The following is a 20,113-nucleotide window of genomic DNA, read 5'->3' as shown; positions in this document are numbered from 1 at the left end:
GATTCTAACGATATCTTACAAATGCTATTTACATTTGTAAAATCTGCTGGATTTACCTTATATCAAAGAATTGATATTTTTCCTTCTGTTCAATTTTCAAAGACCTTGCTGTATTCATACAGCTTTTATATATTAACACATTCATTTTAACATGTCAACATATTTTTTAATCTTTTTTCGCTTTGCTGAACTTGTTTGCTCACCGCAGCGACATTTAATATAATATCATATAATTTAACCCACCTTACAACGAAATATTCATTTATTTTAATTTATTTTGCTATTAGTTTATTTTTCTTTATATTTCATTATTTATCGCATATTGATACGCTTGGATATGTTTATGTGTTTTTACATGTTTATATATACTTTTTATAGATTATTATATTAATGTAACGGCTCTGTTTTAAATAATTATCGATTTTTAATATATATTTAAACCATAGCCTGAAAAGCCTCTGACTGGCCCATATAAAATATATTTTTATATAAATTGAAAAAAGCGGCTTACGCCGCTTGATCTGTAAAAAATAATCATAATAAATATTTATTATTCTTCTGTAATTTCTTCTTCCTCTTCTTTTTCACCAGCTATTTTTGCAAGAGCAACTATCTGTTCCTCTTCACCAGTTTTCATAAGAGTAACTCCCATAGCACTTCTGCTGGTAGTTGAGATATCTGATACATTTATTCTTATAGCAACACCATTGCTGTTTATAAGCATTAATTCATCATCTTCTTTTACTACTCTAGCGCCCACAAGCTTACCTGTCTTATCTGCCACTTTGTATGTCTTTAAACCTTTTCCACCCCTTGTTTGGATTCCGTATTCCTCCATTTTAGTTCTCTTACCGAATCCATTTTCAGAAACAACAAGAAGTTCTTCATCTGGAACAACTATATCCATTGATACAGCTATGTCATCCTCTCTTAGAGTTACAGCTCTAACACCGCTAGCAGTTCTTCCCATAGGTCTAACATCTTTTTCACTGAACCTTATTGCATATCCCTGCTGAGTCACTATTACAATTTCAGCGTCTCCTCTTGTAACCTTAACCTTAAGAAGTTCATCTGAGTCCCTAAGATTTATTGCTATAAGACCATTCTTCCTTATATTTTCAAATTCGCTAAGTTTAGTTTTCTTTACTAAACCTTGCTTTGTTGTTATTAATAAGTATCCTTCTTCAGTCATATCTTTTATTGCTATAACTGCCTGGATCTTCTCATCAGAAACTAATGGCAATAGATTTACAAGGTTCATTCCTTTTGCAGTTCTTCCTGCATCTGGAATCTCATAAGCTTTAAGTTTATATGCCCTTCCCCTATTAGTAAAGAAGAGTAAGTTTGTATGCGTAGATGTTATAAATATATGCTCAACAAAGTCATCTTCTTTTGTTGTCATCGCCTGGATTCCCTTTCCCCCTCTTCTTTGGGAGGTATAAGTATCTGAAGCTATTCTCTTGATGTATCCTGAATTTGTAAGGGTTATTACAACCTCTTTTTCTTCTATAAGATCTTCTATATCTATATCATAATCGCTCTTTTCGATTATAGTCTTTCTATCATCAGCATATTTAGCTTTTGTTTCTAGAAGCTCATCCTTAATTATCTTAAGAACTAATTCTTCTCTTGTAAGTACATCTCTTAAATGAGCTATGGTCTTCATAAGCTCATTTAATTCTTCTTCAATCTTTTCTCTCTCTAAACCAGTTAATCTCTGAAGTCTCATATCCAGTATAGCCTGAGCCTGTTTTTCAGACAGTCCAAATCTCTCCATAAGGCCATTTCTTGCTATCTCTGTAGTCTTTGAGGATCTTATTAATCTTATAACCTCATCTATATTATCAAGAGCTATCTTTAATCCTTCTAGAATATGTGCTCTAGCTAAAGCTTTATCTAATTCAAACTGAGTTCTTCTTTTTATTACTTCTTGCTGGAAGTTTAAATAATGTGAAAGTATTTGTTTAAGATTGAGAGTTTGTGGCTCATTATCAACCAAAGCAATCATTATAACACCGAAGGTTTCCTGCATCTGTGTATGTTTGTAAAGCTGATTTAATATAACATTTGCATTTGCATCCTTCTTGATCTCTATTACTATTCTCATACCTTCACGGTCTGATTCGTCTCTCAAATCTGATATACCAACTATCTTTTTATCCTTAACAAGCTCAGCAATCTTTTCAATAAGTCTTGCTTTATTAACCTGATAAGGAATCTCTGTCACTATAATCTTATGTCTTCCATTTTCTTCTTCTATTTCAGATTTTGCTCTCTGTACTATTCTTCCTCTTCCTGTTTCATAAGCTTCTCTTATTCCTGCTGTTCCTTTTATTATACTTCCAGTAGGAAAATCGGGCCCCTTTATAACAGTCATAAGTTCCTTTATTGTCACTTCAGGATTATCTATGAGCATGCATACTCCATCAATTACTTCACCTAAATTGTGTGGAGGTATATTTGTTGCCATACCTACTGCTATTCCAGAGGAACCATTTACTAAAAGATTGGGAAATCTAGATGGCAAAACTGAAGGTTCTTTTTCTTCACCATCGAAGTTTGGTACAAAATCTATAGTATTTTTGCTAATATCTCTTAGCATTTCAAGAGCTATTTTGCTCATTCTCGCTTCTGTATATCTCATGGCAGCAGCACTATCACCATCTACAGAACCGAAATTTCCATGGCCGTCTACTAGAGTATTTCTTATAGAGAAATCCTGAGCAAGCCTTACTAATGCATCATAAACAGCAGTATCTCCATGTGGATGATACTTACCCAAAACGTCTCCAACTATTCTCGCACATTTTCTATAGCCTTTATCCGGTGTGAGACCCAACTCATGCATAGAATAAAGAATTCTTCTATGCACCGGTTTAAGTCCATCTCTAACATCGGGTAGAGCACGACCTACTATAACACTCATGGCATAATCTATATAACATGTTTTCATTTCCTGCTTTATATCAACAGAAAAAACTTTGCCTTCATTGTTGTTCATTGAATACACTCCTCTTTAACCCTATATGTCAAGATTAACGACTTTCTTGGCATTTTCTTGTATAAATTCTCTTCTTGGTTCAACCTTATCCCCCATGAGGATTGTAAATATTTCATCCGCTTCCATAGCATCCTCAATAGCTACCTTACGCAAGGTTCTCTTTTCCGGGTCCATAGTGGTATCCCAAAGCTGAGTTGCGTCCATTTCTCCAAGACCTTTATATCTTTGTATATTGGTATTGTTATCCTTACCACCGATTTCTGAAAGAACTTCATCCAGTTCTTTATCGCTGTATGCATAAATGTCCTTTTTACCTTTTGATACTTTGTAAAGCGGCGGCTGAGCTATATATACATGACCCTGTTCAACTAAATCCTTCATGTATCTATAGAAAAATGTTAATAGTAAAGTTCTTATATGTGCACCATCTACATCCGCATCTGTCATTATTATTATTCTGTTATATCTTATCTTAGATATATCGAACTCATTACCTATACCTGCACCAAAAGCAGTTATCATGGATCTTATTTCTTGGTATCCAAGTATCTTATCCAATCTTTGCTTTTCAACATTCATTATTTTTCCTCTAAGAGGAAGTATTGCTTGGAACCTTCTATTTCTTCCCTGCTTAGCGCTGCCCCCTGCAGAATCTCCCTCAACTAGATAAATTTCGCATTCATCAGGATCCTTTGAGCTGCAGTCTGCTAACTTTCCTGGAAGAGATGTTCTTTCAAGTACAGATTTTCTTGTTAATTCTCTTGCTTTTCTAGCAGCTTCTCTAGCTCTAGATGCAAGAAGAGCTTTATCTATTATTATCTTACCAATAGAAGGATTCTCCTCTAAATAAGTACTTACCTTTTCTCCAACTATATTATCTACTATACTTCTAACCTCGGTATTTCCAAGCTTTGTTTTTGTCTGTCCTTCGAACTGAGGATCAGGTAATTTTACTGAAACTACCGCAGTAAGCCCTTCTCTTATATCATCACCAGACAAATTTTTATCATTTTCTTTTATAAACCCGAACTTCTTTGCGTAATCATTTAACACTCTTGTAAGAGCTGTCTTAAAGCCTGCTAAGTGAGTTCCGCCTTCTACTGTATCTATATTATTAGCAAAAGAAAAAATATTTTCCACGTAACTGTCATTATACTGAAGTGCTATTTCAACAATGTAGTCATCTTTCTTGCCTTCAGCGTAAATTGGTTCGGCATGAAGCCTTTCTTTATTTCTGTTTAAATAATCAACAAAGGATTTTATTCCTCCTTGGTAGCAGTATTCTTCCTTTTTACCTATTCTCTCATCAGTAAGATTAATCTTAATTCCTTTATTTAAGAAAGCAAGCTCTCTAATTCTTTTGGATAATATTTCATAATCGTATTCTGTTACTTCAAAAATTTCTGCATCCGGCTTAAAATGAGTTGAAGTTCCATGCTCCTGAGTTTCCCCTATTTTTTCAAACTCACTTGCTACCTTTCCTCTACGGTAGGATTGCCTCCATATAGCGCCTTCATTTTTAACTGTTACTACACATTCTTCTGAAAGTGCATTAACAACTGAGGCACCAACACCATGAAGTCCTCCTGATATTTTATATCCTCCGCCGCCAAACTTTCCACCAGCATGAAGAACTGTCATTATAACCTCAACAGTAGGTTTTCCCATCTTATGATGTATTCCTACAGGCATACCTCTTCCATTGTCTGAAACTGTTATAGAATTGTCTTCATGTATAACAACGTCTATATCAGTACAAACCCCCTGCATCGCTTCATCTATACTATTATCAATTATTTCATATACTAGATGATGAAGTCCTCTAGGTCCTGTGCTGCCTATGTACATTCCAGGCCTCTTTCTAACTGCCTCTAATCCTTCAAGTACTTGAATCTGACTCTCATCATACACTTGTTTTTCTTGTTCCAAAACGGATTCCTCCTCGCTTACTTCTTCGTATAAAATTATTAAGCCTAATCATTAAAATTTAATTCTGTTCTTTTGCTTAATGTAACAGATGATATTGGAGATAGATATATCTTACTCTTTTTATCAACCTCAGCTATCACAAATGACTTTGGCTGATCTTCTGTAATTTTTTCAACAAAACCATCTTCCTCTGCCATTCTTAAAAACTGTATGGTGTCTGAGCTATAAATTGAAGATTCCATATCAAATATGCCAATGACATCTTTTATAGGAACCACTACATTTTCACCTAAATGAAGAAACATTATTTTCCCTCCTTATCCTGTTGTACTTTTCCATCTTTAACATAAAAAATATTTGCTCTATCATCAATATAAGACTTTATATCCTCTATTCCAGTACAGGTAATTATAGTTTGAACCTGATTTATCGAAGACAGTACATATCTTTTTCTTTTAAGGTCAAGTTCAGACAATACATCATCCAGTAAAAGTATTGGATACTCACCAGTAACCTCTTTTATAATATTTAAAGATGAAAATTTTATAGTTAGGATAGAGGTTCTTTGCTGTCCTTGTGAGCCGAAACTTCTCGTGTCTACACCATTTATATATATATCAAAATCATCTCTGTGAGGACCTACAGATGTCATTTTTTTTTCAATATCTTTTTCCCTATTCCTTATAAGGTTTTCCAACAAATCATGTTTTAAATCATCATAAGATTTAAAATGACATATATATTTAAATTCTATATTTTCTTTGTCTTCAGTAATCTCTTTATGTATATCATTACCGAATTCATTGAGCTTTTTTATATACCACAGCCTTTTTTTTATTATGTACTCTGCAAATGAACTCAGCTGCTCATCGTATATATCTAGGATAGCTCTGTCTACATTTCTTCCCTTTAATGTTATATTCCTCTCAGTGAGCACTTTATTATATTGTACTAAATTGTAGTAATATCTTCCATCAAGCTGGCAAAGTTCCATATCTAAAAATCTTCTTCGGTTTCCTGGAGATTCTTTTATTATTTTAAGATCTTCAGGAGAAAACATAACTACCGCACAATTTCCCATAAGTTCTGATATTTTGTTTATTTTTATAGAGTTTATATTTATAGCTTTTTTGCCCTCTTTTAAAATCTTGATTTCTATTTTTTTATCAAGTCTTTCCCTTATTACCTGAAGTTTTATAAATGCCTCATTTTCATCCCATTTTATAAGTTCCTTGTCTTTACTTGTTCTATGAGATTTACCAAAGCTGCAATAATAAATACTTTCAAGTATATTGGTTTTTCCCTGAGCGTTATCTCCTATAAAAACATTGACATTAGAACAAAGCTCTACCAAAAGCTGTTTATAATTTCTGTAATTCAACAATTGAAGATATTTTATATACATAAAAGCACCTTTGTGATATCTTATTTATTTTGTACATACATATATATTATATCACAAAAATGAATTTCATTTAATTTTATAAAAATTTTCATCAAATTCTATGGTATCTCCAGTTCTGAGTTTTCTTCCTCTCCTTGTTTCTGTTTCTCCATTTACTTTAACCTCTCCGTCCATGATATAGGCCTTTGCTTCCGAACCAAGAGATGCTTCTCCACACCATTTTAAAAATGAATCTAATTTTATAAATTCAGTATCAATTTGTACTTCTTTTATATTTTTCATATAACAACACCTCTTTTCTTTTAATATCAATGTTTCCCCTAATTATTGGCAAACCCCTTGAAGCACACTAAAATGCATTCAAAGGGATGTAAATCAAGTTAATATTGCTGTATATTTATACAAAGCAATATTGTATAAATATACATGTTTTCTTTTAAATTATACTCTAGTTATTTAATAACCTTACAGGTAAAAGCAGATAGGTGCAATTATTAACTTCCTTATTTTTTACAACGCATGGATTTACTGCGCTGCTAAATTCCATGGTTATTTCTTCCTCTTCCATTATTTTAAACACATCGATCATATACTTTGAGTTAAATGCAATTTGAAGAGGTTGGCCTTGCAAAATTATAGAAAGCTCTTCTTTAACCTTTCCCAATTGAGAATTTGATGTAATTATAAGATTATCTTCTTCTATATTTAATTTTATAAGATTAGTATTACCTTCCTTAGCCATGAGGGAAGCTCTTTCGATACAATTTAAAAGTTCAGATCGTTTTGCTGTTATTTTCAAATTGAATTCTTCAGGAATTATTGAATTATAATTTATATATTCTCCTTCTAAAAGCCTAGATATTACTTTTGTCTCATTTATAGTTATTAAAATATGATTTCTTGAAAAAGTAATACTTACATTTTCTTGATTGTCATCTAATATTTTAGATATTTCATTTAAAGTTTTTCCTGGTATTACTACTTTTATCTCTTGTTCACTCTCTATATATTCACTTCTAAGTGCTAGTCTAAAACCATCTAGAGCTACCATATTCAATTTGTTATTTTTTACTTCAAAAAGTACTCCAGTAAGTATCGGTCTAGTTTCGTCTTGCGCTACAGCAAAAATAGTACCTTTTATCATATTTTTTAAAGTTCCTTGTGGAACATTGAATACATTGTTTTCATCTTCTATTTCTGGAATTGTAGGGTAATCATTAGCATTCATATGCATTAGAGTAAATTTTGATTTTTGGCAGGATATTTGTAAGGTATTGTTCTCTAAAGTAGATATTTCTACATCGTCATTGGGAAGTTTTCTTATTATTTCTCCAAAAAGCTTTGCATCAACTACTATTGCTCCGGATTCTATAACCTCAGCTGCACATTTGGTTTCTATACTTAAATCTGTATCTGAACCTATAAAAGTTATGCTATCATTCATCGCACTTAAAAAAAGTCCTTCAAGAACTGGTAGTGTAGATTTTCCTGTTACAGCTTTTTGTGCTACAGATATAGCATCTTGAAGTATATTTTTTTTACATAAAAATTTCATAAGGGTACCTCCTGATAAAATATGTTGATATCTTTATAAACAATCTACTATCTGTAATAGAAGATTAGGTAAATAAAATAATTAGTAGTAATAGTAATAAGTGATGTGATTATGTGGATAAGTATCTTAAAGCCTTAAAAAACAATAAAATTAGAGCAAAAATAATTGTGGATAAGGTAATAATAAATCAGAAAACTTATCCACAGTTAGTTTTTAAAAAAAAGCACATATTTTTTATCCACATATATACACAAGTATATTAAAAACAAATGTTAATTATTTTTGAGTAATTTTTTTGGTCAAATCATTTATAGCATTTTGAAGTGCTTCATCACTTTGAAGACTATCAGATATTTTCTCGTAGGCATGTATAACCGTAGTATGATCTCTTCCTCCGAACTCCTCGCCTATTTTAGGAAGGGACATATCTGTAAGTTTTCTACTTAAATACATAGCTATTTGTCTAGGAAATGCTACATTTCTAGTACGTCTTTGAGACTTAAAATCATCTATCTTAAGATTATAATAGCTTGATACTATGTCTTGTATAAGATCTATAGTTATGTGTTTAGATTGCTTATTTGATATTATGTCCTTAAGCGCTTCAGATGCAAGATCTACGCTTATCTCCTTATTTGTAAGAGAAGAGTAAGCTACAATTCTAATGAGAGCACCTTCTAATTCTCTGATATTTGATTTTATTTTTGAAGCTATATAAACCATAACTTCATTAGGAATATTTAATTTTTCTACATCTGCTTTCTTTTTTAATATAGCTATTCTTGTTTCGAAATCTGGAGGCTGGATATCAGCTATAAGTCCCCATTCAAAACGAGATCTAAGTCTATCTTCTAATGTAGGAATTTCTTTTGGAGGCCTATCACTAGATAAAATAATTTGTTTATTTGCCTCATGAAGCGCATTAAATGTATGGAAAAATTCTTCCTGAGTTCTTTCTTTTCCAGCTATAAATTGAATATCATCAATTAGAAGTATATCCACATTTCTATATTTATTTCTAAATTCCACATTTTTATCGTCTTTAATAGAATTTATTAATTCGTTGGTAAATTTTTCGGATGAAACATACACTACTTTGGCGTTCTTATTGTTTTGTAATACATAATGGCCTATAGCGTGCATTAGATGAGTTTTTCCAAGTCCCACTCCTCCATAAATAAAAAGAGGGTTGTATGCTTTTGCTGGAGATTCGGCTACAGCCAGCGATGCAGCATGAGCAAACCTATTGCTATTACCTATAACAAAAGAATTAAAGGTGTACTTAGGGTTTAAAGTTGCGGTCATCTCATCAGTAACTTGTATATTTTTTTTAGGTGTACTCTCTTTTTCTTCTACCTCAGCTGTTTCTTCTGATATAATTGAAAATTCTATGAGGTAGTCCTTAGATGCAATTAATTTTATGGCATTTTTTAATAAATCCTTGTAGCGAGTGTCTAAAATTTCCTTAGTAAAATCATTAGGTACACCTAATTTTAAAGTATCTTCAGAAATACTTAGAGGAACTGCACTCTTTATCCAAGTATTAAAACTTACTTCTGTAAGCTCGCCTTTAATTATATTTAATGTTTTTTCCCATAGTTCATATAATTGGGCGCTCATCCCTTATCCTCCAGTCTAAACTAAATAATATTATATAGATATAAATACAAAAATTTGAAGTTAACTTGATAAAAAGCTTACTAAAAACCTTTGATGAAAAAATTATTAAAAAAATAATAAACAAAGTTATCAACAAGAATATATCTACTTTATGATTTGTTGACAAAAGAAAACAAAATTATTCACATGTTGATATTTTTCTTGAAAAAAAAATAAGTAAAAAGTTATTCACAATTAACATAAAAAAAATAATAACAGTAAAAAATACTGATTAATTCAAGTAAATACGGTAAAAATAATACTGAAATATAAAATAATACTCAGATATTGAACAAGTTATGCACAAAGTTATCAACACCTGTGGATAACTTTTAAAAATTATAAACAATTCACAGTTCATTCTTAATAATAACAAAACATAGGTATGTATTCAAGAAGTTATCCACAAAAAAGAAATAAATAATTAATATTATCAACAGAATCATTATATTGACATATAAATTGGGTACATATATAATTATAAAGTAAAACTATAATTAATTAAGATAGTAAGTATATTGCTATAAACACCAGCTATAAAGGGGGTGCAGTATTTATGTTCATGACATATCAGCCAAAAAAGAAGCAGAGAAAAAGAGAACATGGCTTTAGAAAGAGAATGAGTACTCTTTCAGGAAGAAACGTTCTTAAGAGAAGAAGACAAAAAGGTAGAAAAAGATTGACAGCATAAGGGCCGCTTAAGTGGCCTTTTTCTGCAATTGCAGGAAAAAGGAGCCGGATATTCTAATGAAAGAAGAAAGATTACGTAAAAATGTAGAATTTAGAACCGTTTATAGGAGAGGTAAATCTTTTTCTACTGAATTGTTGGTGCTTTATATTTATAGAAATAATAGAAATGTATCTAATAATATAGATTTAAATAGAGTTGGGATATCAGTAAGCAAAAAAGTTGGAAAGAGTGTTATAAGAAGCCGTGTAAAGCGGCTTATATATGAAAGTTATAGATTAAACAGTGATCATATTAAAAAAAGATTTGATTTGGTTTTCGTTGCTAGAACAGCCGCTAAGGATAAAAGTTATAGTGAGATAAAAGATTCTATGCTAAAATTATTTAAAAAGGCAGGCCTTAATAACAATGAAAAAATTACTAATAATAATAATTAAGTTTTATAGAAAGAAAATTTCTCCTCTAAAAAGACCGTCCTGTAGATTTTACCCTACGTGTTCTCAGTATGCCCTTGAAGCTATAGAAAAGTATGGAGCAGCAAAGGGTGGGTATATGGCAATTAGGAGAATTTTGAAATGTCATCCTTTTAATGACGGAGGATACGATCCCGTTAAATAAAAATCAGGAGGTAAAAGGAGTGCAATACATAACAAACTTTTTAACCACATTATTTGAATATGTTCATTCTTTTGTAAAAATATTTATTAGTGATAGAGGATATTCCTACGGATTTACAATAATATTATTTACAGCAATTATAAAAACAATATTATTACCTGTTTTTATCAAACAAACTAAATCAACTGCTAAAATGCAGGAAATTCAGCCTAAAATGAAAGAAATCCAAACTAAGTATAAAAATGATCCTCAAAAAGCTCAAATGGAGATGTCTAAGCTTTACAAGGAGTCAGGAGCTAATCCTTTTGGAGGCTGCTTACCACTTATTCTTATTTGGCCTGTTTTTGCAGCTATGTATGCTATTATAAGACATTTAGATTTAAATGGACTGTCCTTTACATTTATAATACCTGATTTGGGAAAAGCACATAATGTGACTCTCGCTGTTTTATCAGCAATAATATCTTATGTATCTATGTCAATAACCATGAACAATATGGAAGAGACTCAGGCAAAAACTATGAAAACAACTAATATATTCATGACAGTATTCACAGGATACATAACTTACACTGTACAATCTGGACTTGGCGTTTACTGGGTAGCAAACGGATTTTTTCAATTACTCCAGAATCTTTTTATGAAGAAGATGGGATATATAGGCGGGGCTAAAAAGACTGTAGAAGCGGAAACTGCCACTGATAAGCTTCAAGGTAAAAAGCTGAATCCAAACAATAAAAATAATAAGAAGAGAAAGTAACAACTTTTATCATTTATAAGGTGGGTGCATAGGGTATGAAAAGTATTGAAATGACTGGTAAGACAGTTGAGGAAGCTGTAAAAAATGCTCTTTTAGAACTTAACCTAACTGAAGATAAGATTGAAGTAGATATAATTGAAGAGGGAAGCAAGGGGTTATTTAAAATAATTGGAGCTAAGCCTGCTAAAATTAAAGTAACAATAAAAGATAGCTTTGCAGATATGGCTAAAAACTTTATACAAGAAGTTTTAGATAAGATGTCAATAACGGCAGATATAAATATTAAGGAAGAAAACAGAACCTTAAAAATTAATTTGTCTGGACCAGATATGGGAGTTATTATAGGCTATAGAGGAGAAACTTTGGATTCTCTGCAGTATTTAACTAGTCTAGTGGTTAATAAAAATCATGAAAATGAGTATATAAGAGTCTTGCTGGATATAGAAAACTATAGAGCAAAACGAGAGGATACGCTGAAAAGACTAGCAGAAAAAACAGCATATAGGGTTAGAAAGACAGGCAGAAGCTTTAGGCTTGAGCCTATGAATCCATATGAAAGAAGAATTATACATTCAACTCTCCAAAATAATCCTTACGTAGATACCACAAGTGAAGGGGACGAACCATATAGGAGAGTAGTGGTAGATTTGAAGAAAGCCTAAAAGGGCTTTCTTTTTAATTAGCTATGTTTTAGAAAACTTTGGTTAGGGTTAGAGTTACGGGTTAAACTATATGACAAGGCTATGTTTTAAAATACGAGGTGAAAATAATGAAAGAATTTGATACTATTGCAGCTGTTGCTACAGGAATTGGAGAAGGTGGCATTTCAATAATAAGAGTTTCAGGAGATAAGGCTTTAAAAATAGTTTCTTCAGTTTTTATAGGAAAAGGCGGCAGAAGTTTAGAGGATATTAAATCATATACAATGAGATATGGGTATATAATTGATAAGGAAAATAATGAAAAATTAGATGAAGTTATAGTGAGCTACATGAAGGGACCTAAGAGTTTTACAGCTGAAGATGTGATTGAGGTAAATTGTCATGGGGGGCTAGTTGCTACTAATAGGATTTTGGAAGAGATAGTAAGAAGCGGTGCCAGAATTGCTGAGCCTGGAGAGTTTACCAAAAGGGCATTTTTAAATGGACGAATAGACTTGAGTCAGGCTGAAGCTGTAATTGATATAATCAGAGCGAAAACAGAAATTTCCATGAAGTCTGCGGTTATGCAGGCTCAAGGTCGAATTTCCCAGGAAATAAACAAAATAAGAAATAAGCTTTTAGGGGTAATAGCTCATATTGAAGCAACTGTAGATTTTCCAGAAGATGATTTAGAAGAGATAACAGGACAAAAAGTTAAGATCGATATAAAAGAGATTAAACAGTATATTGATGAAATAATTGCAACAGCTAATGAAGGCAAAATAATAAGAGAAGGAATAAATGTTGTAATAGTAGGAAAGCCAAATGTAGGAAAATCTTCTCTTCTTAACGCACTCATAATGGAAAACAAAGCTATAGTTACAGATGTGCCAGGCACAACCAGAGATGTTATTGAAGAATATATAAGCATAGGCGGCATTCCGTTAAAAATAATTGATACTGCAGGAATAAGAGATACAGAGGATACCGTTGAAAAAATAGGTGTAGAAAAGTCAAAGGAAAAGATGGAAGAAGCGGATCTTATAATTTTTATGCTGGATAATAGCAGAGAATTAGATGATGAAGATAAATCTATAATAAAGAAAATAAAGGATAAAAAGTATATAGTTCTACTTAACAAGGTAGATTTGGAAACAAAGCTAGATTTTAATCAGTTGAAGGATTTAAATAAAGACAATATAATTGAAATATCTGCACTAAAAGGTATGGGCATTGATAATATAAAAAATATCATTAAGAAAATGTTTTTTAATGGAGAAATAAGGCCTTCAGAAGTTTTAGTAACTAACAGCAGGCACAAAGAAGCTTTAATAAGAGCTTCAGAGAAATGCGATGCAGCACTTAAGACGCTTGAAGGCGGATTGCCTATAGATTTGGCATCTATAGATGTAAGAAGTGCTTGGGAAAATTTGGGGCAAATAACAGGGGATACGCTTGAGGAAGATTTGCTAGATAAAATATTTTCTGAATTTTGTATAGGAAAGTAGGTATACTTATGAAATATTATGCTGGAGAATATGACGTAATTGTAATAGGCGCAGGGCATGCTGGATGTGAAGCTGCTTTGGCAGCTGCTAGAATGGGATGCAAAACCCTCGTATGTACAATGAATTTAGACAGTATAGCCATGATGCCTTGCAATCCTAATGTAGGGGGCACTGCTAAGGGTCACCTAGTTAGAGAGCTTGATGCATTGGGCGGAGAGATGGCCATTAATATAGATCACACTTTCATACAATCAAGAATGTTAAATACTTCCAAGGGACCGGCAGTTCATTCTTTGAGAGCGCAGGCTGATAAGAAAAAATATCAAGAGAGAATGAAAAAGGTTTTGGAGGATCAGCATAATCTGTCTATAAGGCAGGTTGAAGTAGTAACAGTAGAGGTTGAAAATGGATCAGTTACTGGAATAACAACTAAAAATGGAGCATTTTTTAGATCAAATGTGGTAGTAATGGCTTCAGGCGTTTATTTAAAGTCTAGAATCATTATTGGAGAAGTAAGTTACAGTGGAGGTCCCAATGGATTATTTCCAGCAAATGAACTATCAAGTTCATTAATAAGCTTAGGAATATCTATAAGAAGATTTAAAACTGGAACACCTTCTAGAATCCACAAGAGATCCGTAGATTTTTCAAAAATGTCCGAGCAAAAAGGGGACGAAAAAATAGTTCCATTTTCCTTTATGACAGATAAATTGGAAAGAGATCAAATATCATGTTATTTAACTTATACAACTGCAGATACGATTAAGATTATAAGGGAGAATATATCAAGATCACCAATGTACAATGGAAGTATCGAAGGAATTGGCCCAAGATATTGTCCTTCCATAGAAGATAAGATAGTTAAATTTCCAGATAAGGGTCAGCATCAAATATTTATTGAACCAGAAGGCGAAAACACTAATGAGATGTATGTACAAGGATTATCAAGTTCACTTCCAGAGGATGTTCAGCTTGATATGCTTCATTCTGTCATTGGACTTGAAAATGCTGAATTAATGAGAACAGCTTATGCCATTGAATATGACTGCATAGACCCTACACAGCTTAAGTTAAGCCTTGAGTTTAAAAATATTAATGGTTTATTTGGGGCTGGTCAGCTTAACGGTACTTCAGGATATGAGGAAGCTGCTGCTCAAGGAATAATTGCTGGAATAAATGCAGCATTAAAAGTTAAAAATAGAGAGCCTCTTATTTTGAGCAGATCCGATGCTTATATAGGCGTATTAATAGACGATTTAGTAACAAAAGGAACAAACGAGCCTTATAGAATGATGACTTCTAGGGCAGAATATAGATTGTTGTTAAGACAGGACAACGCAGATTTGAGATTGACTCAATTAGGTTATGCTGCAGGATTAGTAAGTGAAGAAAGATATGCTAAATTTATTAATAGAAAGAATACTATAGAGAATGAACTGGATAGAATTAAGAAGGTAAATATAACTGGTAAAAAAGAAGTAAATGAATTTTTGATTTCTTTAAATTCAGCTGATCTTAAAAAGCCTATATCTTTATATGAACTTATAAAGAGACCGGAACTTAATTATAATAGTGTAGCTTCTTTGGATGCTGAAAGACCAGAGTTAAGTGACGATATAATTGAGCAAATAGATATAACGGCTAAATATGAAGGTTATATCGAAAAGCAGATGGAACAGGTTGATCAATTTAAAAAATTTGAAAATAGAAAACTGCCTCAAGATATAAATTATGATGATGTTAAAAGTTTAAGAATTGAAGCTAAGCAAAAACTATCCAAAGTAAAACCGGAAAATATAGGTCAAGCATCTAGAATATCAGGTGTTTCTCCTGCAGATATAAATGTTCTTATGATTCACCTAGAGCAAATTAATCGAAAATCTGTATCTTAAAATAGCCTTTGTATAAAAATAAAGTAGTTTTGGAGGCTCAATTATGAAATATTATGATATAATGGAAGAAGCTTTTAATAATGAAGGAATTGAATTTAATGAGCATAAATATAATTTGTTTATTAAATATATGGCATTAATAAAAGAATGGAATGAAAAGATAAATCTGACAGCAATAACAGAAGAAGAAGATATAATAAAGAAACATTTTATTGATTGCATAAAGTGTTTCAAATTTAAGAAAATGTTTGATTTAAAAAATATAATAGATGTAGGAACTGGAGCTGGTTTTCCAGGAATTCCCATAAAAATTGCAGATGAAAGCAAAAATGTTACATTGTTAGATTCTTTAAATAAGAGAGTAAATTTCTTAAATGAAGTGATAAATGATTTGGATTTAAAAAATATAACTACTTACCACAGCAGAGCAGAAGATTTAGCAATTAAAAAAGGATTTAGAGAAAGCTATGATGGAGTTTTTTCTAGAGCAGTAGCTAATATGTCTGTTTTAAGTGAATTCTGCCTTCCTTACGCAAAGGTTGGAGGATACTTTATAGCTCTTAAAGGACCTGCAGTAGAAGGGGAAATTCAAGAGGCTGAAAATGCCATAAAAGTTTTAGGTGGTAAGATAGAAGAGATAATTCCTGTAGAAATCGAAGAAACTGATTTAAAGCATAATATTGTAATAGTCAAAAAAGTAAAAAATACGCCACCACAATATCCAAGAAAAGCAGGAACTATAAACAAAAAACCGATAAAATAGTATTTTTAATAAAAAAAATTATTATTATGTCAGAAAAATTTTACTTATAAAAAGAGGATTTTTTTAACTTAAGGAGAAAATATATTTTAAGCATTAAACTTACAAATAAAGGGATGGGATAATATGCAGAATGAAATTGTTAACTTACAACCAGATAAGATTGTACCTAACTTGTATCAACCAAGAAAGTTTTTTGATGAAGATGCAATTGAGGAATTAGCACAATCAATAAAAGAGCATGGTATTATTCAACCTTTATCTGTCAGAAAAATAGGACAAACTTATGAATTAGTAGCTGGAGAAAGAAGACTTAGAGCTGCTAAAAAAATTGGATTAGAATTTGTTCCAGTAATTATAATTGATATTAGTGACAAAGAATCTGCTGCTATTGCATTATTAGAAAATTTGCAGCGCGAAGATTTAAATTATATAGAGGAAGCAGAAGCTTATTTTAATTTAATAAAAGAGCATTCTTATACTCAGGAGAAGTTAGCTGAAACAATCGGAAAAAAACAATCGACGATAGCAAATAAATTAAGGATCTTAAAACTATCTGAAAAGGTTCGCTCAACATTATTAGAAAATGGACTCACTGAAAGACATGCTAGAGCTTTGTTAAAATTGGATTCTGAAGAGGAACAAATAAGAATCTTAAGCATAGTGATCGATAAAGGATTGAATGTTAAAGAAACTGAAAATCTAATCGAGAAAGAATTAACTAAGAATATTCTTAAGGATAAAAAGAATAAGATAAAGGGAATATTTACTTCTAAAGTATACATTAACACTATAAAACAAGTATTTGATAAATACGGTATATCGGCGCAATATAGATCTAAGGAATTAGATGATTGTATTGAAGTTACCATAAAAATACCCAAAAGTAATTAAAAAAAATGTTTCACGTGAAACAACCGTTTTAAGCGGTTGTTTTTTTGTGTTTTAAAAGTATATTGTATAAAGCCTATATAACCTTGAAGCATATTATATAACTTATTGATGAAATTTAAAGACTCGTTGTTATAGTTGCGTTATTTGTTGGTGTTAAAATACATTTGTTCTTTTCTTAGAAAAATGGCACAAAATATAAAGCTTAAATTTATTAAATTACGTATAAAAATATTGAGGATACATATATAATTTATTAGCTGACAAAAATTTATGATATATAAATTAAATAATTCTTTAAAAATAATATAATTAAATATATAATAATATTATGTGTAAAGAAAGGAGGTGGACAGCTCACAGAATTATTTGATTCTTTAGGGCAGTTAATATGAAAACTATATGTATATTCAATCAAAAAGGTGGAGTTGGAAAAACCACTACAAATATTAATTTATGTGCTTACCTTGCAATGGAAGGCTTCAAAGTATTAACAATCGATATAGATCCACAAGGAAATACAACAAGTGGTTTGGGGTTTGATAAGAAGAAAATAAGTAGTTCGGTATATGATGTACTTACAGGTGATGCAACAATAGATGAAGTTATAAAAGAATGCGAACTTATAAAAAATCTTCATATTGCACCATCCACCATGGAATTAGCAGGGGCGGAAGTAGAGTTAATAGACAAAATGAGCAGAGAGTCCATTTTAAAGAATAAGTTGGATAGTTTAAAAAGTAAATATGATTTTATATTTATTGATTGTCCACCATCGTTAGGATTTCTTACAATTAATGCACTTACAGCAGCAGATTCCGTATTAATACCTATTCAATGTGAATTTTATGCGTTAGAAGGCGTTGGTCAGCTAGTAAATACTATACAACTTGTAAAAAAATCTTTGAATAAAGATATAGATGTAGAAGGAGTAATTATGAGTATGTATGATAGTAGGACAAACTTATCTAATGATGTAGTTACTGAGGTGAAAAAGTATTTTAAGGATAAAGTTTATACTGCAACTATACCTAGAAATATAAGATTAGCCGAGGCACCAAGCTTTGGAATGCCTATAATGCTTTATGATGATAAATGTAGAGGGGCGGAAGCTTACGAAGCGCTGACGAAAGAATTTCTTAAAAGGCAATAACAAAGGATGGTGATAATATGGCAGTTAAAAAACATGGATTAGGAAAAGGATTGGGAGCTTTAATTCCTCAGGAGGAAACAAACGAGGGAACATCTTTAAATTTATTAGATATAAACCTGATAAAAGCTAATGATGAGCAGCCAAGAAAATTTTTTGATGAAGAAAAATTATCTACTTTGGCTTCATCAATAAAAGATCACGGTATGATACAACCTATTGTACTCAGAAAAGAAGGAGACTTTTATGTTATTGTAGCTGGTGAGAGAAGATGGAGAGCTGCAAAACTTTTGGGTATAAAAGAAGTTCCTGTAATAATAATGGATATTACGGATAAGGAATTATTAGAGGTTTCATTAATAGAGAACATACAAAGAGAGGATTTAAACCCTGTAGAAGAGGCTAATGCATATAAAAAATTAATTATTGATTTTAAACTTACTCAAGAAGAATTAGCATCAAGAGTAGGTAAATCAAGAACGGCTATAACTAACTCAATGAGGCTTTTAAATTTAGATTCAAGAGTTCAAGGATATTTAATAGATGGAGTTATCAGTGAAGGGCATGGAAGGGCATTGCTTGGCATAGAGGATAAAGATAAACAATACGAGGTAGCTCAGAAGATTATAGATGAAGCATTAAATGTTAGGCAGACAGAAGCTTATATTAGGTCTATGAATGTGAATAAAATAAAACCAAAGAAAAATGCAAATCAGAATGATCCATATATTAAGGACTTAAAAGGAAAACTTGAAAATTATTTTGGAACAAAAGTAGAACTTCTTTCTAAAAACCAGGACAAGGGTAAAATAGAAATTGAGTATTATTCCAAGGATGATTTGAATAGAATATTAGAATTGATAAATATAGATTTATAAAATGTTTCACGTGAAACAAATTGGAGGTATGACGGATGGGTGATTTATTTACAACATTTAAGGATTTTGTTCCATATATAGTTATAGGTTTAATTGTTATAATAATATTATTATTTATTTTAATTCTTACACTTATAAGTTCCATAAATAAATTAGAGAAAAAATATAGAAAATTTATGAGGGGAGCTAATAATAAGAGCATAGAGGAATTAGTTTTATCATATGAAGATAAGATTGATGAAGCTGTTAAAGTTTGTGATGAAACCAAAAAATCTGTAGAGAGTATATCAACATACTTAAATGGATGTTTACAAAAGGTAGCGATAGTAAGATATAAAGCCTTCGAGGATGTAGGGAGCGATTTGAGTTTCTCTATTGCTATTCTTGATGGTAACAATGATGGAATGATATTAACAGGCATTTATGGAAGAAATGATAGTACAACCTATGCTAAGCCAATAGATAAAGGATTATCTAGATACGATTTATCTGAAGAAGAGAAACAAGTTTTAAATGAAGCAATAAATAAAGCTTAAAAGATAATCTTATAAAATAAAGAAATACTTTAAAATAGAATACAATAAATAAAGGCTATGTTTTAAAAGAATGTTGATAAAGGCATTTTTCGTAATGGCATGGTTTCTTTCAGAACCCATGGGATGAACTCAAACGATAATATCAACATTTTAAAACATAGCCTCCCGAACTGAGGCCACTGAAAAACTGACAAAATAAAGCCGTCATCGCGAAAGTGATGGCGCTTTTACTTTTCATCCAT

The 20,113-nt window shown here is 31.3% G+C and carries 19 protein-coding genes; 12 read left to right on the top strand and 7 right to left on the bottom strand.

Going from position 1 to position 20,113, the window contains the following annotated elements; genetic code table 11:
- Positions 1-550: 550 nt before the first annotated feature.
- The 7 genes from gyrA to dnaA all read right to left on the bottom strand — a co-directional run bounded on the left by gyrA (position 551) and on the right by dnaA (position 9,510).
- Positions 551-3,001 (bottom strand): DNA gyrase subunit A, encoded by a 2,451-nt coding sequence (gene gyrA, locus IAI10_RS23150; protein WP_315675687.1) that lies wholly within the window; start codon positions 2,999-3,001, stop codon positions 551-553.
- Positions 3,002-3,022: 21 nt separating this feature from the next.
- Complete coding sequence (gene gyrB, locus IAI10_RS23145) at positions 3,023-4,930, bottom strand: DNA topoisomerase (ATP-hydrolyzing) subunit B (protein WP_315675686.1); 1,908 nt, start codon at positions 4,928-4,930, stop codon at positions 3,023-3,025.
- Between the two features lie 44 nt (positions 4,931-4,974).
- A complete protein-coding gene (remB, locus tag IAI10_RS23140; protein ID WP_315675685.1) occupies positions 4,975-5,235 on the bottom strand; it encodes an extracellular matrix regulator RemB in 261 nt (86 codons plus the stop codon).
- Complete coding sequence (recF, locus tag IAI10_RS23135) at positions 5,235-6,335, bottom strand: DNA replication/repair protein RecF (protein ID WP_315675684.1); 1,101 nt, start codon at positions 6,333-6,335, stop codon at positions 5,235-5,237. The genes remB and recF overlap by 1 nt, the downstream gene beginning before the upstream one ends.
- Positions 6,336-6,401: 66 nt before the next feature.
- Positions 6,402-6,608 carry a S4 domain-containing protein YaaA gene (yaaA, locus tag IAI10_RS23130; RefSeq protein ID WP_315675688.1) on the bottom strand — a complete coding sequence of 69 codons (207 nt, stop codon included), beginning with the start codon at positions 6,606-6,608 and terminating at the stop codon, positions 6,402-6,404.
- A gap of 175 nt (positions 6,609-6,783) precedes the next feature.
- Entirely contained in the window at positions 6,784-7,890 is a 1,107-nt protein-coding gene (dnaN, locus tag IAI10_RS23125) for a DNA polymerase III subunit beta (protein WP_315675683.1), read from the bottom strand.
- A 276-nt stretch (positions 7,891-8,166) separates the two neighbouring features.
- The gene (gene dnaA, locus IAI10_RS23120; RefSeq protein WP_315675682.1) at positions 8,167-9,510 is read right to left on the bottom strand and encodes a chromosomal replication initiator protein DnaA; all 1,344 of its coding nucleotides are present in this window, start codon (positions 9,508-9,510) and stop codon (positions 8,167-8,169) included.
- Positions 9,511-10,105: 595 nt separating this feature from the next.
- On the opposite strand from dnaA, the gene rpmH reads away from it, so the two are divergent.
- The 12 genes from rpmH (at position 10,106) to IAI10_RS23060 (ending at position 19,871) form a co-directional block, all read left to right on the top strand.
- Positions 10,106-10,240 carry a 50S ribosomal protein L34 gene (gene rpmH, locus IAI10_RS23115; RefSeq protein WP_040214767.1) on the top strand — a complete coding sequence of 45 codons (135 nt, stop codon included), beginning with the start codon at positions 10,106-10,108 and terminating at the stop codon, positions 10,238-10,240.
- A gap of 56 nt (positions 10,241-10,296) precedes the next feature.
- Positions 10,297-10,674 (top strand): ribonuclease P protein component, encoded by a 378-nt coding sequence (rnpA, locus tag IAI10_RS23110; protein ID WP_315675681.1) that lies wholly within the window; start codon positions 10,297-10,299, stop codon positions 10,672-10,674.
- Positions 10,646-10,855, top strand: a complete 210-nt coding sequence (yidD, locus tag IAI10_RS23105; RefSeq protein WP_315675680.1) for a membrane protein insertion efficiency factor YidD — start codon at positions 10,646-10,648, stop codon at positions 10,853-10,855. Before rnpA ends, yidD begins: the two co-directional genes overlap by 29 nt.
- A 19-nt stretch (positions 10,856-10,874) precedes the next feature.
- The gene (yidC, locus tag IAI10_RS23100) at positions 10,875-11,615 is read left to right on the top strand and encodes a membrane protein insertase YidC (protein ID WP_315675679.1); all 741 of its coding nucleotides are present in this window, start codon (positions 10,875-10,877) and stop codon (positions 11,613-11,615) included.
- A gap of 35 nt (positions 11,616-11,650) precedes the next feature.
- On the top strand, positions 11,651-12,277 hold the full coding sequence (jag, locus tag IAI10_RS23095) for an RNA-binding cell elongation regulator Jag/EloR (protein WP_315675678.1): 627 nt from the start codon (positions 11,651-11,653) through the stop codon (positions 12,275-12,277).
- 107 nt (positions 12,278-12,384) lie between these two features.
- On the top strand, positions 12,385-13,764 hold the full coding sequence (gene mnmE, locus IAI10_RS23090; RefSeq protein ID WP_315675677.1) for a tRNA uridine-5-carboxymethylaminomethyl(34) synthesis GTPase MnmE: 1,380 nt from the start codon (positions 12,385-12,387) through the stop codon (positions 13,762-13,764).
- An 8-nt stretch (positions 13,765-13,772) separates the two neighbouring features.
- Positions 13,773-15,656: a tRNA uridine-5-carboxymethylaminomethyl(34) synthesis enzyme MnmG gene (gene mnmG / locus IAI10_RS23085; RefSeq protein ID WP_315675676.1), complete on the top strand. Its 1,884-nt coding sequence runs from the start codon at positions 13,773-13,775 to the stop codon at positions 15,654-15,656.
- Positions 15,657-15,699: 43 nt separating this feature from the next.
- Entirely contained in the window at positions 15,700-16,419 is a 720-nt protein-coding gene (gene rsmG / locus IAI10_RS23080; RefSeq protein ID WP_315675675.1) for a 16S rRNA (guanine(527)-N(7))-methyltransferase RsmG, read from the top strand.
- Positions 16,420-16,542: 123 nt separating this feature from the next.
- The gene (gene noc, locus IAI10_RS23075; RefSeq protein WP_315675674.1) at positions 16,543-17,310 is read left to right on the top strand and encodes a nucleoid occlusion protein; all 768 of its coding nucleotides are present in this window, start codon (positions 16,543-16,545) and stop codon (positions 17,308-17,310) included.
- Between the two features lie 388 nt (positions 17,311-17,698).
- The gene (locus IAI10_RS23070; protein WP_315675673.1) at positions 17,699-18,460 is read left to right on the top strand and encodes an AAA family ATPase; all 762 of its coding nucleotides are present in this window, start codon (positions 17,699-17,701) and stop codon (positions 18,458-18,460) included.
- Positions 18,461-18,477: 17 nt separating this feature from the next.
- The gene (locus IAI10_RS23065; protein ID WP_315675672.1) at positions 18,478-19,335 is read left to right on the top strand and encodes a ParB/RepB/Spo0J family partition protein; all 858 of its coding nucleotides are present in this window, start codon (positions 18,478-18,480) and stop codon (positions 19,333-19,335) included.
- A 35-nt stretch (positions 19,336-19,370) separates the two neighbouring features.
- On the top strand, positions 19,371-19,871 hold the full coding sequence (locus IAI10_RS23060) for a DUF4446 family protein (RefSeq protein WP_315675671.1): 501 nt from the start codon (positions 19,371-19,373) through the stop codon (positions 19,869-19,871).
- The last annotated feature ends 242 nt before the right edge of the window (positions 19,872-20,113 follow it).

It is taken from the genome of Clostridium sp. 19966 (genome assembly GCF_032335695.1).
Lineage (GTDB): Bacteria > Bacillota > Clostridia > Clostridiales > Clostridiaceae > JACTOJ01.
The sequence above is the reverse complement of the archived record's forward strand: the minus strand, read 5'-3'. Positions and strand labels throughout refer to the sequence as shown.